This window comes from Acetobacterium fimetarium (genome assembly GCF_014284475.1).
GTDB lineage: Bacteria > Bacillota > Clostridia > Eubacteriales > Eubacteriaceae > Acetobacterium > Acetobacterium fimetarium.
The window spans coordinates 1-16,345 of record NZ_WJBC01000036.1 but is presented as its reverse complement, the minus strand read 5'-3'; the positions used below and the strand labels follow the sequence as shown (position 1 = coordinate 16,345).

Below are 16,345 nucleotides of genomic sequence, written 5' to 3'. Positions count from 1 at the left end.
TTAATATTTTATCTGACCCATTAGCTCAGTTGGTAGAGCATCTGACTTTTAATCAGGGTGTCGGGCGTTCAAGTCGCCCATGGGTCACCATTTTACAAACATAACCGCAGAGATGCGGTTTTTTTTAGGTTCTTTGGCAAATAGTGTAGGTCGTATAATAAATGCAAAAAAAATATCTGTTAATGACCAGAGACTACATTTCTTTTTTTAGCACAAATGATATAATCAAATTAAATAATTGTATTGAAAATACAGCTTTTACCCGAAGAAAAGGAGACTCTTAGAATGAATGGCATTTTGGATACGAATGAAGGAAAACTGAGAATTATACAAGAGACAGTTCCAGGAAAACAAGTTACGCTGGCTCATGTTATTGCGAGCCCAGATGAAATCGTATATAAAAAATTAGGTTTGAATCCGAGTATTGATTATCAAAAAGCAGCGATTGGCATATTGAGCATGACACCGTCTGAGATTTCGGTCATCGCAGGTGATCTAGCAATTAAAACTGCTAATATCGAGATGGGATTTATCGATCGATTTAGTGGTACGCTGATGTTCACAGGAAGAATATCTGAAGTTGAGTCAGCAATTAGAAATATTCTGGTTTATCTCAGGGATACATTGAAATTTACAATTTGTGAGATTACAAAAACTTGATATGATCAAACATGAAAATGAAGGCGAAATATGAAAAAGATAATTTTAGTGGGACGTAGTGAGTGCGGCAAAACAACACTGAGACAGGCATTAAAGGGAAAAGAGATACGTTACGAGAAAACCCAGTACATCAATCATTTTGATGTTGTAATTGATACACCGGGAGAATATGCGGAGACAAAAGGCTTCGGTCATGCGTTGGCATTGTATGCTTTCGAAGCCGATGTAGTTGCACTCTTAATCAATGCTACAGAGCCGTATTCACTTTATCCGCCATGTGTAACTCCTGTCTGCAATCGCCCTGCTATTGGAATTGTAACACAAATCGATGCAATCGGTGCAGATGTTGATCAGGCAGTAGAATGGCTTAAATTGGCAGGCTGTGATACGATTTTTAAAGTCAGCTCCTATACGGGTGAAGGTATTTGGGAAATTCTGGAATATCTGAGAGAAGATGGCGATGTTCTGCCTTGGGATAAAAAGGAAGATGCTGAGAGACTCAGAACAGTTTTTTCGACAAAAAGCGTTGTAAATGTGGCAAACGAAAAAAAATCATGGCAGGATAAAAGCATTCGGTTATGATGATGCGATTATATTTATAAATGGTTAACTTAAGCCTTGCGAAAAAAGTCATTTATTGATATAATAGTTTTGTTGCGGAAGTGGCTCAGTGGTAGAGCACTGGCTTCCCAAGCCGGGGGTCGCGAGTTCGAATCTCGTCTTCCGCTCCATCATGCAATAATCGAATGCCCTTTGTCCTTAAATCCTCGACATCAAAGGTTTTGAGGGCTTTTTTTATGTCTAAAATAGATCATGAGAGGAATTTCTATGGGATTTAATGTATCACTTATCAGCTTTTTTGTACTAATCATTGCATATCTAATTGTAGTGGAGATTTTTACTGTTCTTTTTCGACTAACGGGATTGCGGGAAGACAAGGCGCGATTTCAAGCCATTTCGTGTATGACAAACAGTGGATTCACCACTAAAGAGAGTGAACTTATTCTTAATTCAGTTGCGCGGCGGCATCTGGCCCGGATTATGATGATCTTTGGGTACCTTTTTGCGGTTACCGGGGTATCCATTTTAGTCAATTTGTTTATCCGCTCTTCTGGTGATCAATTCAACTGGTGGACAATCGGGTATTCCGTTTTCTTTCTGATTGTGATAATCATCTTAACCCGGTCTAAATGGATCATCAGGAGATTTGATAGAATGGTAGAGCGCTTGGCCAGAAATAAGTCAAAAGGTGCATTTTGCAATAATGTCCGCATTTTGGAAATGTTTCAGGACAAATTGATTGCTGAAGTGTTTATAACATGTCTACCGCCTGAAATTACTGGTAAGACATTATTGGAGATGAATTTTCGCCATACCTATAAATTGAACGTCTTGCTGATTAAGCGCGGCAATCTAATTATTGACCATGTTGTTGCATCAGATCAGATTATACAGGGTGACAGGATTGTAATTTACGGACCGAAGGATAAAGTGGTAGAGCTTTTTAAAGATAAAATTTAAGATGTGTGGATCCGTGGTTGGAGAAAAAATACAAAAAATTCATAAAATCAATTGACAAAGCGAATATATTTTGTTATTATAATCAAGCACGTTACAGAAAGCAGTTATTTGCTTCTTGTTAGTAGCATTGTAATGCGGATGTGGCGGAATTGGCAGACGCGCTAGACTTAGGATCTAGTATCTTACGATGTGGGGGTTCAAGTCCCTTCATCCGCACCAATTAAGCGGAAGTGGCTCAGTGGTAGAGCATCGCCTTGCCAAGGCGAGGGTCGCGAGTTCAAATCTCGTCTTCCGCTCCAATTTTTATATGATTTAGATGGACTTGGACATCGTCTGAGTTATTCTTTTTAATCAACTTAATCTGCGCCCTTAGCTCAATTGGATAGAGTGCCTGGCTTCGAACCAGTAGGTTGAGGGTTCGAGTCCCCCAGGGCGCACCATTTTTCTAACATAATCAGAGAAATCTGGATGAATCACCATCATTGATGGTGATTTTTTTTTCGAAAAGTTAGTGAATCAGGCGTGATTAATTTTTCACCCGGAGATATTCAGTGATCAGATAATAAAGGGTAGCACATGATTTCGTGTAGCTAAAATGATGAAGGTGTGTTAAAATCTTTTGAAAAAACCGCATAAGGAGTAATATGAATATAGAAATTACCATCAACAAATCAATTTTGCATGTATTGGATACAAATGCGAGTATTCCGGTTCTATCGGATACGCTCTTGAATATGACCTTAACCGTCAAAGACTATATTGAAAAACACGTTCAAAGGTCGATTAAGGACCCGGAAATAAAAAGAACCGTTTTTAGAACGGGAAGCAAATTTAAAGAACGGCTTCAGGATTATAAAAGTAATCCTCACGAGTTGGTTCGCGTAAGTGCTGAAATTGCACAGATGTTTTTTGATTATATGATTGAAAACATTGAGATTCCCTCAGCGGATCTAGTTTTTGTGGATTTTGAAATGGAACATGAGACTTACCTTGGCATTTTCAAGTTCAATTATAAACATGGCTATATTCACTATGTCAATACGGATAACGGATTGACAAATGATATTCTTGTTCAGCCCTGTGTGCTTCCAAATGAAAGCCAAAAGCTTGACGAATTTGTACTCATTAATTTGGCAACGGATGAGATTTTATTAAAAGAAAAAAAATATCTCATCAGCAATGAAAAAGATTTTTATATTTCTACGCAATTGCTGCATTGCGAACCGGCCATTTCGGAAAAAGAAGCTTTCGACATTGTGGAAAAAACAGCTAAAGACATGATCGGGAAAGAGTATGGCAGGGATTATGAAAAACTGAATGCAATAAAGACGGTATTAGCCGATGACTACGAAGCAGAGCGTGAAATTGATATTGAGAATATTGCAAAAGTAGTTTTTGACGGTGATGAAAGCGTTCAGGAGAAATTCAAGGAAACTCTGGAACAAAAAGGATTGTATGATAAAAAAGTTCAGGTTTCTCCAAACATTGAAAAGAAGATATTCGGCAAGCAGAAATTTATTACCGATACCGGAATTGAAATCAGCATTCCGACTGAGCAATTGAAAAGAAATGATATCGTTGAGTTTAAAAATAACCCCGATGGAACAATTTCGGTAGAAATTAAAAACATCGGATTGTTGAATCATAAGTAAGACACAACCAAATACGTTTGAAGGAGAAAAACGGTCATGATGATGAAAGACGGAATGAAACCAATCGAAAAAAATAAGTTTGCCTCATGCATTCCTTTAATAAGTGCCAATAAAAGCGAGTTGTTAGCGGATGTTGAAGCCGCCGTAAGAAATGATTGCGATTTTCTGGAATGGCGTCGGGACTATTTTATGAAAGGCGCAACGCTCAGTAGGCAAGCGGAAATTGACGTGCTGAAAGAAATCAAGCGATGCCTGAAAAACCAGGGGATCATTTATACCTATCGCAGCCACCTTGAAGGGGGCGTTTTTGAAACATCGGATGCCATTCGGGAAGCCGCAATAAACGCCGCAATTGAAAGTGATGTGGTGGATTATGTGGATGTGGAGCTGGCGAGCAACGATCTGTTTTTAGACAGAATAACAGCTGCAATTAAAAATAAACGGCCGCAGTGGATTGCATCCCATCATAATTTCGAAAGAACACCGGCGGCGCAGGAAATAAGAAGAATTTACGCATCGATGGAAGCAAGAGGCGCGGATGTGCTTAAATTGGCGTTAATGCCGCATACGGCGGAAGATGTTCGCCGCCTGATGATGGCTAACCTGTTTTATAACGAACAGTCAGAATTGCCGATGATTGCCATCGCAATGGGTGCACTTGGCGGAATTACTCGAATTGCGCCGGACCTCTGCGGCGGTTCGCTGACCTATGCCGCAGGGGCAGGAAAAACGGCTCCCGGCCAGATCAATCTCGAAGGAATTCGAGCAATCCGAAAAGAAATGGGACTGATTTAACACGGTGCTCGGAAGTGACGAAAAACCTGCATGGCGGGCAATGGTTGAGCAGATACGCTCAAAGCATATCATTCTAACAAAATACAAAAAAGCCGATTATTTATTTGTGGTTGTTGACACATTGATAAATAATCGGCTTTTGAATTTGACAAAACGCAGCATAAGGGCAAGAACTCAATCCAACTCGCTGTCGTTGTCAGTATCTTTTATCTGCCAGTCGATGGGGGTATTCCCAAGGCTGATCAGCAGAGCATTGGTTTTGGAAAACGGATGGCTGCCGAAGAAACCACGATGTGCAGAAAGCGGGCTGGGATGGGGAGACTCAATAATCGGATGGCGCGGATTTGTGATCAGTGACCGCTTGTTTTGAGCATCCCGTCCCCAGAGAATGAAAACAACGGGTTCTTCCCGATCATTTAAAGCTTGAATCATGCGGCTTGTAAAAGTTTCCCATCCCATGTTGCGGTGAGAACCGGCCTGTCCGGCACGGACAGTAAGGACTGCATTGAGCAGCAGAACACCCTGATTTGCCCATTTTTTCAGGCAGCCATGGTTGGGAATCGGGTACCCCAGATCATCGGACAGTTCCTTGTAGATGTTCAGCAAAGAAGGCGGAATCGGTACGCCTGGTTTTACCGAAAAAGAGAGACCGTGAGCCTGGCCGGGGCCATGGTAGGGATCCTGTCCAATAATACAGACCTTGGTTTTAGAATAAGCGGTAAAGTGGAAGGCGTTGAAGATATCCTTCGCTGGCGGGTAGACCGGACGGCTGCGGTATTCAGTGATTAAGAAGTGCCGCAGATCTTGATAGTATTCCTGATTTAGTTCGTTTTGAATGGGAAGTTCCCAATCGTTATTAAAATGTATTGACATCATATGATCTCCTGAATAAGTATTGGCTGAAATGATCAGTCATTAGTTCCTGGTAGTTTTTAATATGACAGAGTGTTGAGCGTTGGATCAGCTCCAGTCGCTGATATTGATGAGAATCGTCAACAGAAATGACGGGCATTCCGGCCGATAATGCACCATTGATGCCTTCCAGGGTATCTTCAAATACCAGACAATTTTCCGGGGGAACATTGAGCGCTTTAGCGGCATCCAGAAAAACATCGGGATGCGGTTTGCCTTTGCCGACTTCACAAGTAAAGTGCAGCGAGTGAAAAAGGTGTTCGATGCCGTACTTGGGCAGAAAAAGCTCGAGGACAGACCGCGTGTTGGAAGTGGCAATTGACATGGGGATGCCTTTTTCATGAATCCAGGACAAAAAAGGAAGGGCGCCAGGTTTAAAATCAATTTTGGTGAGAATCGAATCCCGGGACATTAAGTCCCATTCCGCTTTGATCATATCGACTGAATCACTCAGATTGAAACGTTTTTTGAAATATTCAGCGGTTTCTGTGAAACTCTTGCCGGACACTTCAAAGGATAAATCATCCGGACATTGAAGTCCGCGCCTGCCAAGATAGGTGATGTCAATCTGGTGCCAGAGACTCATGGAATCGACAAGTGTGCCGTCAAAGTCAAACACGATTGCATGGATTGGTTGTGTTATCATGAAAAGAAGCCTTTCGTAATGGTTTATGGTTAGATTATACACGAAAAAGCTTGGGTTTCAATCATGTTTTTTCATTCACAAGCAGAGCCGGCTATGTTATAATGAATAATGTATACAATATCATAAGTACAAAGGAAGTTAAAATGGATAAAGTCGTCATAAAAGCTAAAGCCAAGGTAAATTTATCCCTTGATGTGACCGGGATACGTGAAGATGGCTATCATGAGATGAGGATGATCAATCATTCTATTGAACTTGAAGACACGTTAACCTTTGAGAATAGTCAGGAGGGTATTACTTTAACCTCAAACAACAATTTGATTCGATTAGATGAAAAGAACCTGGTGATCATCGCGTTGCGAAAACTGCAAAAGCGATTTAACAAAACCCAGGGAGTTAAGATCCATATTGACAAGCAAATTCCCGCTCAGGCCGGCTTGGCTGGCGGAAGCAGTGATGCGGCGGCCACATTGAAAGGGCTTAATATCCTTTGGAAACTGAATCTCACGACACCAGAGCTGTTAGAAATCGGGGTGACAATTGGTGCCGATGTACCCTATTGTCTGATCGGCGGAACGGCTCTGGTCGAAGGAATTGGTGAAAAAATAACGTCTCTGCCGGGAATGAAAAAATGGCATGTTGTGGTAGTGAAACCGAAGGTGGATATTCCCACACCCTGGGCATTTAAAAAATTGGACCAGAAAGAGATTAAAAATCACCCGGATATAACGGGCATCATCCAATTGCTCAAAGATGAGAATTACGCAAAATTGAATGCTGCGATGGGCAATGTTTTTGAAGAAGTGGCATTTGAAGAGTATCCTGAAATACGTAATATTAAAAATGATTTGATGGCAAATGGAGCCATTGCCGCCATTATGACAGGCAGCGGATCGACTTTAGTCGGTTATTACCGGGAACAAGAGCGTGCCGAGATGGCATGGCAAGTGCTTAAACAAAAGTACAAAATGTCTTTTCTCAGCCAAGTAAGTGAGAATTAAGGAGGGTTATATGTCGGAAGAAAAGAAGGGGTTATGCCTTGATATAAGCTCCTGCAAGCCATTGCGGGAAATTGTCTTTGAAACAATCCGCGGTGCGATCATCACCGGTGAGCTGCAGCCGGGACAACGTTTGATGGAAGTTCAGCTGGCTGAAGAAATGGGCGTGAGCAGAACACCGGTCCGGGAGTCAATCCGAAAACTGGAACTGGAAGGTCTGGTAAAAATGGTTCCCCGGCGAGGTGCTTATGTGACACCGATGTCGGTCAATGATTTGAAAGAAATGATGGAAATACGACGGGCTTTGGAGGGCCTGGCAGCTGAGCTGGCCGCCTTGAACGCGACCGCTGAAGAAATTGCAAAACTATACGCTGCGAATCAAAGGTTCGGTGAGTCGGCGATGGCAAATGATGAAGAGGGCATTATCAAAAATGATATGGCTATTCATGATATCATCTACCGAGCATCCGGAAATAAAAAATTGCTGACGATGATCAATAGTTTGCGGGAACAGATGCAGCGTTTTAGGGCAGAGTATGTTCATCGCATTGAAGACAAAACTCCACTCGTGAACCAGCACATGGAGATCATCAGAAAAATTGAAAGCGGTGAGAGCGCCATGGCTAAAGCTTTAGCCGGTGAGCACATTCATTGTACCAGTGCCGATATGTTGAAAGTGCTGTATGCGGTAAAAGACGATAAAAAACAAAACGAGTGGGCGCTGTAAAAGGGCGACCATTCGTTTTATTTTAAGTTTCTGGAGGTTTGCTAAAACAGACCACCTATTTTATTTTGCTGAAGTCATTGTTTTCGAAGAAATTTTTGTTGGCAAGCAAGGCAATCACCAGCAGAATGCTTCCGAAGACAACAAACAGATCTGCAAAATTAAAAATCGCAAATTTAATCATTCGAAAATCCAAAAAATCAACAACATAGTCCAGCCGAATCCGGTCGATCAGATTGCCGGCAGCACCGCCGATAATAAAAGCGATGGAAAGATTGATCCATGTATTTTCCCTGGTCTTGGGGATTTTAAGCAGAAAAAAAATCAGGATGCCAATAAAAGTCATGGTGATCAGCACCAGTAAAAATTGCATATTGGTAAAAAGACTAAATGCGGCCCCGGTATTTTCAGCATAAGTCAGATGAAAAACATCTGGAATGATGGGAAAAGTATCAACAGGGGCTATATGGGTAAGAATCAGATATTTTGAATACTGATCCAAAAAAACAACAAAAATGATAACGGCTAGATAGATCATGATTTCTCCTAAATAAATTTTTGTTCACTACAGAATATATGATAATTTTCTCTAAGACACAAGGAAAACTTTAACGCTGACGATTTTTATTTTAGTTTAACCATAAATGACAAGAAACTATTTGAAACTGCTTTAATTTTTTTTCGTTAAATGTTAAGATATAAATCGGACTGTAAACGGCAGGGGAGGAAAATGTGAAATTAAAAATTGACAAGGAACTTATCAAAAAATACAGCTATTTTTTAGTTGGTGTCTTAATACTATTGTTTATTTATAAGATACTCGATAATTTTGGCATCATCGCAAATACATTTTTAAAAAGCATCGGCGCATTCTTCATCGTTATTGAACCCATTATTTTTGGCGGCGTGCTGGCCTATTTTCTTTTTAGACCAATGCGAAGCGTTGAAACGTTTATTTTTAAAATGATTCCAAAGAGTCAAAACCGCTCCCGAATCGTCCGCATGTCGGCTATTTCGATTGTATACATCATCACAATCGTTTTGATTGTTCTTTTTTTCTATGCCACAATCCCTTCGGTTACCAACAGTTTAACCGCTCTGATTGAAAAAATACCGGAAAATTTGGATATCATCAATGCTTTCCTGAATAACAGTCTGCTGCAGGGGGGCGCCACTCAGGATATTCTTGCTGGTTTGAAGCATACGGTTGCTGGTCTTCAGAATATCACGCCAACGGATATCATGAATCAGATATCAGCTTATTTTGGGACGAATCCTGAATCACTCAGTGATATCGGCAGTGTCGCACTGGTGTTTGTTAAAGGAACCGTTGAATTTATCGTTTCTTTTTTCATCGTTTTTTTTATTTGCCTTTATCTGATGCTGGATGAGGAAAAGATTATTGAGCAAGTTGACCGTTTGGCAAAAGCAGTTATGAATAAAACGTTGTATAATGGAACGCATTGGGCATGCATCACGATTGATGATATTTTCTATAAATACTTCACTGGCAAGATTCTCATTTCCATACTGGTTGCTCTTCTGTATTATTTGGGTCTGCTGATTATTGGGGTGGATTATGCGCCGCTCTTTGCCGTGATTTTGGGAATTGCCAATATGATTCCTTATTTTGGCCCGATTATCGGTGGCACAACAAGTGTTCTGATCACCCTGATTGATGATCCGATCAAAGCATTATGGGTTGGTATTTGGGTCATTGTTCTTTTTCAACTTGAAGGAAATGTTCTGGCACCGAATGTGCTGGGTAAAATTGTAAAGCTGAATCCCTTTTGGATTTTGGTTAGCGTGGTAATCGGCGGCAGTCTTTTTGGCGTCATGGGAATGTTTATCGCCATTCCGATGTTTGCGATTATAAAAGTGTTTTTAGAAGAGGGCTTGACGAGATGGGAGCTTCATAAAGAAAAGCTGGCATTGGAAAATCCTCCTGAAGATAGTGAAATTTAGATAAATGATGAATAGACAGGTCGACAACCTGAGATGATTAAGGAAAGGACGTACACAAATGGAGAATGTATTTCATGTGTTGAAAGAACGTGGATTTATTGAACAATGTACTCATGAAGAGGAAATAGAAAAACTGCTGGGAGAAGAATCGGTATCTTTTTATATCGGATTTGATCCGACGGCGGACAGTCTGCATATTGGACATTTCATCCAAATCATGGTAATGGCGCATATGCAGCGGCACGGGCATCGTCCCATTGCCCTGATCGGTGGGGGAACGACGATGATCGGAGATCCTTCCGGGCGGACAGACATGCGTCAGGTGATGACTCCGGAGCGGATTGCGGAAAATGGTGAGAAATTCAAGAAAATATTCGAAAAGTTTTTAAGCTTTGAAGATGACAAAGCGGTGATGCTTAATAATGCCGAATGGCTGCTGCCACTCAATTACATCGATTTTTTAAGAGATATCGGGGCACATTTTTCGGTTAATCGGATGCTGGCGGCTGAATGCTATAAATCACGGATGGAAAAAGGACTGACATTTTTGGAATTCAACTATCAGCTGCTGCAGGCCTATGATTTTTATGTACTGCATCAACAACAGGGATGCAAAATGCAGTTTGGCGGAAATGATCAGTGGTCCAATATCATTGCCGGGGTTGAGCTCGTTAGACGTAAAGATGGGAAACAGGTCTACGGGATGACGTTCTCGCTGCTGACGACCAGTGAAGGTGTCAAAATGGGAAAAACAGCCAAGGGCGCCTTATGGCTGGATCCTGAAAAAACATCGCCGTATGAATTCTATCAGTACTGGCGCAACGTTGCCGATGCGGATGTAAAAAAATGTTTAGCGCTGTTGACCTTCCTGCCAATGGAAGAGGTACAACGATTGGGCGCGTTGGAAGGCGCCCAAATAAACCAGGCCAAAGAAATACTGGCCTTCACAGTGACCGAAATTATTCATGGCGAAAATGCCGCCCATGAAGCGCAAAATGCGGCAAGAAAGCTTTTTGCGGGCGATAATGGCGATGCGGAAATACCCAGCGTTGATCTGTCGAAAGCGGAATTGGGAGATGGCCGGGACATTGTTTTTTTGCTGGAATTTGCAAAACTCATTCCGACCCGGAGCGAAGGGCGACGATTAATTCAGCAGGGCGGTGTTCTTGCCGCCGGCGAAAAAGTCACGGATCCCAAAGCGGTTTATACAGCCAGTGATTTCAAAGACGGCAAACTGGTCCTGAAAAAGGGCAAGAAAGCATTTAAACAAATTAATTTAATATAGAAGGTGACACATGATCAGTTCAAAACCTGTAAGAGGAACACGGGATATTTTACCCGATGAAATGAGAATTAGGGATCGGTTGGAACAGAAAATTCTGGAAATATACCGGGTCCATGGATTCAGCCGGATCGAAACACCCGTGATGGAAAACCTGGAATTGCTTTTGGGCAGTGAAGGCGGTGAAAATTTAAAAATGCTCTTTACCGTCTTGAAACGCGGTGAAAAACTGGAGCTGACAAAAGACGCAACGACGCTGGACCTCTGTGATATGGGTCTGCGTTTTGATTTAACCCTGCCGCTAAGCCGGTTTTATTCAAACAATCAGTCAATGCTGGAAAGTCCTTTTAAAGCCATTCAGATTGGTAATGTTTTTCGGGCTGAACGCCCGCAGAAAGGAAGATTCCGGTCTTTCAAACAATGCGATATCGACATTATCGGTGATCCATCCATTAATGCGGAAATCGAATTGATGGATACGACCGCAAAAGCATTGATTGCCATGGGCTTTAAAGGCTTTACGATCAAAGTCAACCATCGGCAGTTACTCAGTGCGGTGATAAAAAAGGCCGGTTTTTCGGCCGAATCCATCGGGACGGTATGTATCTCTTTGGATAAAATCGATAAAGTCGGAACCGACGGTGTCACTCAGGAATTGCTGGAGAAGGGCTTTGGACAGGAACAAGTGCAATCTCTCATGTCGTGTGTCGCCAGCATCAATCTGGAGAACCTGGGCCAATGGGTTGAGGACACAGAATCGATTGAGGAATTAACCCGGGTTATCAATTCGATGAAAACCCTGTCAAAAGATCAGTTTGAGATAGTTTTTGATTTTTCACTGATCCGGGGAATGGGCTATTATACCGGTCTGATCTTTGAAGTCAGTTACGGACCCTACGGCTATTCGATTGCCGGCGGGGGGCGTTATGACAACATGATTGGAAAATACAATAAAGTTTCGGTCCCGGCAGTTGGTTTTTCCATCGGGTTTGAACGGATTATTTCGATTCTTCTCGAAGAAGAAAAAGACGCCGTGCAAGTCGATAAAGCGGTCATTCTGTTCTATGAACCGCAGCACGACAGCATTCCGGAAGTGATTGCCGCGGCTGATGTCTGGCGCGGCAAAGGTTATCGTGTCAATCTGGTTGCGATGAAGAAAAAATTTGGAAAGCAGATTACTGCCTGGGATAACGGAAACTATCAGGGATTTGTGGTTTTTGGTAGAGATCAGGAAATAAAGACATTCTAAATAGAGATCATAAAAAAACATCTGCAGCAGCCGTTTGATTGCAGATGTTTTTTATTTGAATTATTTATCGCAATATTTAAGAAGTAAATAAGAAAATGTGTTATAATGAAATATTAACAGTCGAAAAAAATTTAGATAAAGGAAAAATGAATGTCGAAAAAAATAAATTTAATTGCTACAGTTGCTTTCGGGATTGAAAGTGTGGTCAAAGACGAAATAAAAAAACTGGGGTATGAAGTCACTGAGGTGGAGAATGGAAAAATCCATTATTCCGGACCGCTGGAAGCGATTCCCCGGTCAAACTTATGGCTCCGATGTGCCGACCGCGTGCTTTTAGAAGTGGGCCGTTTCAAAGCGGTAACCTTTGACGAACTCTTTGAGAAAACAAAAGCATTGCCGTGGGAAAACTGGATCCCGGTCGATGGTGAATTTCCGGCGGCAAAAATTACCAGTGTAAAATCAACACTCTACAGCAAATCAGACGGGCAGCGGATTGTAAAAAAAGCCGTCGTTGAACGATTGAAATCAAAGTATCATGTTGACTGGTTTGAAGAAAACAACGGCAAGTATCCCATCCATATTCAGATTCTTAAGGATGAAGTGACATTGTCAATCGACACCAGCGGATCGGGACTCAATAAACGTGGCTATCGTCAATATGGAAACGAAGCCCCACTGAAGGAAACGATCTCGGCGGCGCTGGTTTATCTGTCGCACTGGAGAACGGATCGTTATTTCCTTGATCCGCTCTGCGGGTCTGGAACCATCGTGATCGAAGCGGCAATGATCGGTAAAAACATTGCACCGGGGTTGAAACGAAGTTTCGCGTCGGAAACATGGAAATGTATGCCGGAGAAAATGTGGGAACAGGCACGACAGGAAGCACAAGATGCGATCAATGATAAAGAATTCCTGCTGCTTGGTTCGGACGTTGATCCCGGTGCATTGAAACAGGCACGGACCAACGCTGAATTAGCTGGCGTAGCGGACTATGTCGCATTTCAGAAGCTGCCGGTACAATCGGTCGTAACCAAGAAAAAATTTGGTGTGATCATCACGAATCCGCCTTACGGCGAACGAATCGGGGAAGAAAAGGAAGTACAACGACTTTATCGGGATATGGGTAAAGTGTTCAGAAGTCTGGAGGACTGGTCTTACTTCATTATCTCGGGATATGAACGCTTTGAGAAATATTTCGGTGAAGCGGCAACCAAAAACAGAAAACTGTATAACGGCGATATTAAAACATATTTTTATCAATACTATGGGCCATTGCCGCCAAGAAAACGAAAACCGGCCGCAGAAGCGGAGACTGCAAATCAGCAAAACGAAGAATCAGAAAAAGCATAGAAAATAAAGAATGGGTGAAAAGATGAAACGAGAAACAAATAGTCGCATGAACAGTAAAACCGATGATAAACCACGGGGAAAAAAGAATGACCGTGGAGCACAGGGCAAAGAAACAAAATTCGCTTCCAAGGGCGACAAGAAATCTTCGAAATTTGAAGAACGCGGACCGAAAGAGGGTAAAAAGAATCGGAATTTCGGCGGGAAAGATTCCCGGGATAAGGATAGTCGCTACAATAAATCAGATGATCGCAAATCCCGTAATAAATTTGATGGTTTCAGCCGGGAAGAAGAGGGTATAACGGAAGAAACGTTTATCATTGCCGGGAAAAACCCCGTGATGGAAGCGTTGCGGTCCGGACAGGAAATTGATAAACTGCTGGTTTTAAAAGATAATACGGATCATGTTCTCAAGAAGATCATGGACAGTGCCAAAAAACGAAATATCATCATTCATTCCGTTGAAAAAGCCAAACTGGAGTATCTATCGGACGGTCAGGTGCATCAGGGGATTGTGGCGCTGATGGCACCATTCCCATTCAGTACCGTTGACGATATTCTGAACCATGCCAAACAAAAAGGCAGAGATCCGCTGATTGTTATTCTGGACCATCTTACCGATCCCCACAATCTGGGAGCAATTATCAGAAGTGCCAATCTTTGCGGGGCTGATGGGGTTATCATTCCGAACCGTCGTTCGGCATCATTGACGGCAGTTTCGGTGAAAGCCTCATCCGGCGCAGTATCGCATACCCCGATTGCCAAGGTGACGAACCTGAGCCAGGTGATTGAGGAGCTTAAGAAAAAGGGCTTTTGGATTATGGCGGCAGACATGGATGGACAACCCTATTATCAGGCCGATTATAAGGGGGCGCTGGCAATTGTCATTGGAAATGAAGGCGCCGGCATCAGCACAAATGTAAAAAAACAATGTGATTTTTCAGTGTCCATTCCAATCCACGGCGAGATTGAATCATTCAATGCTTCAGCCGCGGCAGCTATTATTTTATCTGAGGCTGCTAAACAGCGATTTCAATGAAAACAATACTGATTGTGGATGGCTATAATGTTATTCATGGTTCGGATGATTTGAAACGCCTCTCGGAAATTAAACTGGAAGAGGCGAGAGAAAAACTCATCAGTGATTTGAACGGCTACAGCGGATTCAAAGGATGGGAAACCATCCTTGTTTTCGATGCCTATCAGCAGGAGTCCTTTGAAACAAGAGAAGAAATGCATGGCAGAATAAAAGTGGTGTTCACCGAGAAAAACAAGACGGCAGATGCCTATATTGAAAAACTGGTTTATGGTCTGCCCAATTCTTATACGGTGCAGGTTGTTACTTCTGACTATACTTTGCAGAGGATGGTGCTGGCAAGTGGAGCTCAGCGAGTGCCGAGCAGAGAGTTGATTGAAGATATGGCCATCACGTTGAAAAACTTCAGAGATAAAACGAAAAAAAGCGAACCGAAACAGCGCGTTACCTTAAGCGATTTTATGGACGAAGACACACTTGAAAAATTCAGAAGAATGCGTATAAAAGAGTGATACGGGGAAAAAATGAAAGAAAATGACAACGACCTATTAACAGAAAATGAACTGGTCAGGCGCGCCCAGCAAGGGGACAAAGAAGCAGAGCAGTTTCTCCTGAAAAAATTCCGAAAGAATGTTCTGATTCGTTCGCGATCCTTTTATCTGGTGGGAGGAGACAATGAAGATCTGATTCAGGAAGGCATGATCGGTTTGCTGAGAGCAATCTGGGATTATCGCCCGGACCGGGAAGCCCGATTTTCGACCTTTGCCAATCTTTGCATCGAACGCCAAATCCAGACAGCAATCAGTTCAGCCAATCGGCAGAAGCACATGCCGCTGAATAGCTCCGTTTCGATTTATACCCCTGTTTCAGAAGAAGAACCCCAGAACATCATTATTGATCAGTTGGCGGCAAAAAGAAACGTTGAACCGGGTGCAAAACTGATCAAAAAAGAAGAACTGGAACAGCTGATGGAAGATGTGCGCAGAGAGTTATCAGATTTTGAAAAGAAAGTGCTGTCTTACTATATAAAAGGAGCGTCATATTTTGAAATCTCGGAGGCATTATCCTGTAGCAGCAAATCGGTAGACAATGCGCTGCAGCGAATCAGGAAGAAAATTGGAAATCGTCTCTGAAAATAACCGAAAAACAAAAAAAACAGTTGACAAAACAGAAAAAACAAATTATTATAGAGAAGCTGAATTGATAAGCAAGTGGGAGAATGCCCGAGTGGCTAAAGGGGGCGGACTGTAAATCCGTTGACGACGTCTACGATGGTTCGAATCCATCTTCTCCCACCATTTTATTATAAGCCCTCATAGCTCAGTAGGTAGAGCACCACCATGGTAAGGTGGGGGTCTCCGGTTCAAATCCGGATGAGGGCTCCATTTTTATATCATCAATTAATTTGACAGAGCAGTAAAACGATAAATTAAAATAAATTTTAAGGAGAATAACAAATGGCAAAAGCAAAATTTGAAAGAAATAAGCCCCATGTAAATGTTGGAACAATCGGACATGTCGATCATGGTAAAACGACATTAACAGCAGCAATTACATT

18 protein-coding genes and 7 tRNA genes are annotated in these 16,345 nt (G+C 42.2%); 22 read left to right on the top strand and 3 right to left on the bottom strand.

The features are described from left to right. The first annotated feature begins 14 nt into the window (after nucleotides 1-14). From GH808_RS14360 to aroD, 10 genes are all read left to right on the top strand, one after another. Nucleotides 15-90 (top strand) — tRNA-Lys (locus tag GH808_RS14360). A 195-nt stretch (nucleotides 91-285) separates the two neighbouring features. Beyond that, complete coding sequence (locus GH808_RS14355; RefSeq protein WP_186843473.1) at nucleotides 286-660, top strand: BMC domain-containing protein; 375 nt, start codon at nucleotides 286-288, stop codon at nucleotides 658-660. 30 nt (nucleotides 661-690) lie between these two features. Continuing rightward, nucleotides 691-1,242, top strand: coding sequence for a EutP/PduV family microcompartment system protein (locus GH808_RS14350; RefSeq protein ID WP_186843472.1), 552 nt, complete (start codon nucleotides 691-693; stop codon nucleotides 1,240-1,242). Between the two features lie 74 nt (nucleotides 1,243-1,316). Then, a tRNA-Gly gene (locus GH808_RS14345) sits at nucleotides 1,317-1,391 on the top strand. 97 nt (nucleotides 1,392-1,488) lie between these two features. Next, nucleotides 1,489-2,181, top strand: a complete 693-nt coding sequence (locus GH808_RS14340; RefSeq protein WP_186843471.1) for a TrkA C-terminal domain-containing protein — start codon at nucleotides 1,489-1,491, stop codon at nucleotides 2,179-2,181. A gap of 134 nt (nucleotides 2,182-2,315) precedes the next feature. Continuing rightward, nucleotides 2,316-2,400: transfer RNA gene (locus GH808_RS14335), tRNA-Leu, on the top strand. A 5-nt stretch (nucleotides 2,401-2,405) separates the two neighbouring features. Beyond that, nucleotides 2,406-2,480, top strand: a tRNA-Gly gene (locus GH808_RS14330). A 64-nt stretch (nucleotides 2,481-2,544) separates the two neighbouring features. Continuing rightward, nucleotides 2,545-2,621, top strand: a tRNA-Arg gene (locus GH808_RS14325). 204 nt (nucleotides 2,622-2,825) lie between these two features. Then, nucleotides 2,826-3,833 carry a nucleoid-associated protein gene (locus GH808_RS14320; protein WP_186843470.1) on the top strand — a complete coding sequence of 336 codons (1,008 nt, stop codon included), beginning with the start codon at nucleotides 2,826-2,828 and terminating at the stop codon, nucleotides 3,831-3,833. Between the two features lie 36 nt (nucleotides 3,834-3,869). Next, on the top strand, nucleotides 3,870-4,628 hold the full coding sequence (aroD, locus tag GH808_RS14315) for a type I 3-dehydroquinate dehydratase (protein WP_186843469.1): 759 nt from the start codon (nucleotides 3,870-3,872) through the stop codon (nucleotides 4,626-4,628). Between the two features lie 174 nt (nucleotides 4,629-4,802). Here the strand turns inward: aroD and GH808_RS14310 are convergent, their stop codons facing one another. Beyond that, complete coding sequence (locus GH808_RS14310) at nucleotides 4,803-5,501, bottom strand: uracil-DNA glycosylase (protein WP_186843475.1); 699 nt, start codon at nucleotides 5,499-5,501, stop codon at nucleotides 4,803-4,805. Continuing rightward, nucleotides 5,485-6,186 carry an HAD family hydrolase gene (locus GH808_RS14305; RefSeq protein ID WP_186843468.1) on the bottom strand — a complete coding sequence of 234 codons (702 nt, stop codon included), beginning with the start codon at nucleotides 6,184-6,186 and terminating at the stop codon, nucleotides 5,485-5,487. Before GH808_RS14305 ends, GH808_RS14310 begins: the two co-directional genes overlap by 17 nt. 143 nt (nucleotides 6,187-6,329) lie before the next feature. Between GH808_RS14305 and ispE the strand changes: the two genes are divergently transcribed. Continuing rightward, on the top strand, nucleotides 6,330-7,187 hold the full coding sequence (gene ispE / locus GH808_RS14300) for a 4-(cytidine 5'-diphospho)-2-C-methyl-D-erythritol kinase (RefSeq protein ID WP_186843467.1): 858 nt from the start codon (nucleotides 6,330-6,332) through the stop codon (nucleotides 7,185-7,187). Nucleotides 7,188-7,197: 10 nt separating this feature from the next. Then, nucleotides 7,198-7,911, top strand: a complete 714-nt coding sequence (locus GH808_RS14295; protein ID WP_186843466.1) for a GntR family transcriptional regulator — start codon at nucleotides 7,198-7,200, stop codon at nucleotides 7,909-7,911. Between the two features lie 55 nt (nucleotides 7,912-7,966). Here GH808_RS14295 and lspA read toward each other — a convergent pair whose 3' ends face one another. Then, nucleotides 7,967-8,446 (bottom strand): signal peptidase II, encoded by a 480-nt coding sequence (gene lspA, locus GH808_RS14290; RefSeq protein WP_186843465.1) that lies wholly within the window; start codon nucleotides 8,444-8,446, stop codon nucleotides 7,967-7,969. A 194-nt stretch (nucleotides 8,447-8,640) separates the two neighbouring features. Here lspA and GH808_RS14285 point away from each other — a divergent pair, with 194 nt between their 5' ends. The 10 genes from GH808_RS14285 to GH808_RS14240 all read left to right on the top strand — a co-directional run. Then, nucleotides 8,641-9,873 (top strand): AI-2E family transporter, encoded by a 1,233-nt coding sequence (locus tag GH808_RS14285; protein WP_186843464.1) that lies wholly within the window; start codon nucleotides 8,641-8,643, stop codon nucleotides 9,871-9,873. Between the two features lie 58 nt (nucleotides 9,874-9,931). Beyond that, on the top strand, nucleotides 9,932-11,158 hold the full coding sequence (gene tyrS, locus GH808_RS14280) for a tyrosine--tRNA ligase (protein WP_186843463.1): 1,227 nt from the start codon (nucleotides 9,932-9,934) through the stop codon (nucleotides 11,156-11,158). 10 nt (nucleotides 11,159-11,168) lie between these two features. Then, nucleotides 11,169-12,404 carry a histidine--tRNA ligase gene (hisS, locus tag GH808_RS14275; RefSeq protein WP_186843462.1) on the top strand — a complete coding sequence of 412 codons (1,236 nt, stop codon included), beginning with the start codon at nucleotides 11,169-11,171 and terminating at the stop codon, nucleotides 12,402-12,404. A gap of 150 nt (nucleotides 12,405-12,554) precedes the next feature. Beyond that, nucleotides 12,555-13,754, top strand: coding sequence for a THUMP domain-containing class I SAM-dependent RNA methyltransferase (locus GH808_RS14270; RefSeq protein WP_186843461.1), 1,200 nt, complete (start codon nucleotides 12,555-12,557; stop codon nucleotides 13,752-13,754). 22 nt (nucleotides 13,755-13,776) lie between these two features. After that, on the top strand, nucleotides 13,777-14,790 hold the full coding sequence (gene rlmB, locus GH808_RS14265; RefSeq protein ID WP_186843460.1) for a 23S rRNA (guanosine(2251)-2'-O)-methyltransferase RlmB: 1,014 nt from the start codon (nucleotides 13,777-13,779) through the stop codon (nucleotides 14,788-14,790). After that, nucleotides 14,787-15,299 (top strand): NYN domain-containing protein, encoded by a 513-nt coding sequence (locus GH808_RS14260; RefSeq protein WP_207722354.1) that lies wholly within the window; start codon nucleotides 14,787-14,789, stop codon nucleotides 15,297-15,299. The genes rlmB and GH808_RS14260 overlap by 4 nt, the downstream gene beginning before the upstream one ends. A gap of 12 nt (nucleotides 15,300-15,311) precedes the next feature. Further along, a complete protein-coding gene (sigH, locus tag GH808_RS14255) occupies nucleotides 15,312-15,920 on the top strand; it encodes an RNA polymerase sporulation sigma factor SigH (RefSeq protein ID WP_186843459.1) in 609 nt (202 codons plus the stop codon). An 80-nt stretch (nucleotides 15,921-16,000) separates the two neighbouring features. Then, nucleotides 16,001-16,085, top strand: a tRNA-Tyr gene (locus GH808_RS14250). A gap of 11 nt (nucleotides 16,086-16,096) precedes the next feature. Then, nucleotides 16,097-16,172, top strand: a tRNA-Thr gene (locus GH808_RS14245). Between the two features lie 72 nt (nucleotides 16,173-16,244). Further along, the coding region (locus GH808_RS14240; protein WP_039861643.1) for a GTP-binding protein at nucleotides 16,245-16,345 on the top strand (101 nt) is incomplete at its 3' end.

Excerpts from the sequence above, each read along its gene's own strand:
- GH808_RS14350 (WP_186843472.1), top strand. The coding sequence starts at position 691 with ATGAAAAAGATAATTTTAGTGGGACGTAGTGAGTGCGGCAAAACAACA.
- ispE (WP_186843467.1), top strand. The coding sequence starts at position 6,330 with ATGGATAAAGTCGTCATAAAAGCTAAAGCCAAGGTAAATTTATCCCTT.
- GH808_RS14310 (WP_186843475.1), bottom strand. The coding sequence starts at position 5,501 with ATGTCAATACATTTTAATAACGATTGGGAACTTCCCATTCAAAACGAA.
- tyrS (WP_186843463.1), top strand. The coding sequence starts at position 9,932 with ATGGAGAATGTATTTCATGTGTTGAAAGAACGTGGATTTATTGAACAA.
- GH808_RS14320 (WP_186843470.1), top strand. The coding sequence starts at position 2,826 with ATGAATATAGAAATTACCATCAACAAATCAATTTTGCATGTATTGGAT.
- lspA (WP_186843465.1), bottom strand. The coding sequence starts at position 8,446 with ATGATCTATCTAGCCGTTATCATTTTTGTTGTTTTTTTGGATCAGTAT.
- rlmB (WP_186843460.1), top strand. The coding sequence starts at position 13,777 with ATGAAACGAGAAACAAATAGTCGCATGAACAGTAAAACCGATGATAAA.
- GH808_RS14305 (WP_186843468.1), bottom strand. The coding sequence starts at position 6,186 with ATGATAACACAACCAATCCATGCAATCGTGTTTGACTTTGACGGCACA.
- sigH (WP_186843459.1), top strand. The coding sequence starts at position 15,312 with ATGAAAGAAAATGACAACGACCTATTAACAGAAAATGAACTGGTCAGG.
- aroD (WP_186843469.1), top strand. The coding sequence starts at position 3,870 with ATGATGATGAAAGACGGAATGAAACCAATCGAAAAAAATAAGTTTGCC.
- GH808_RS14295 (WP_186843466.1), top strand. The coding sequence starts at position 7,198 with ATGTCGGAAGAAAAGAAGGGGTTATGCCTTGATATAAGCTCCTGCAAG.
- GH808_RS14355 (WP_186843473.1), top strand. The coding sequence starts at position 286 with ATGAATGGCATTTTGGATACGAATGAAGGAAAACTGAGAATTATACAA.
- GH808_RS14260 (WP_207722354.1), top strand. The coding sequence starts at position 14,787 with ATGAAAACAATACTGATTGTGGATGGCTATAATGTTATTCATGGTTCG.
- GH808_RS14270 (WP_186843461.1), top strand. The coding sequence starts at position 12,555 with ATGTCGAAAAAAATAAATTTAATTGCTACAGTTGCTTTCGGGATTGAA.
- GH808_RS14340 (WP_186843471.1), top strand. The coding sequence starts at position 1,489 with ATGGGATTTAATGTATCACTTATCAGCTTTTTTGTACTAATCATTGCA.
- hisS (WP_186843462.1), top strand. The coding sequence starts at position 11,169 with ATGATCAGTTCAAAACCTGTAAGAGGAACACGGGATATTTTACCCGAT.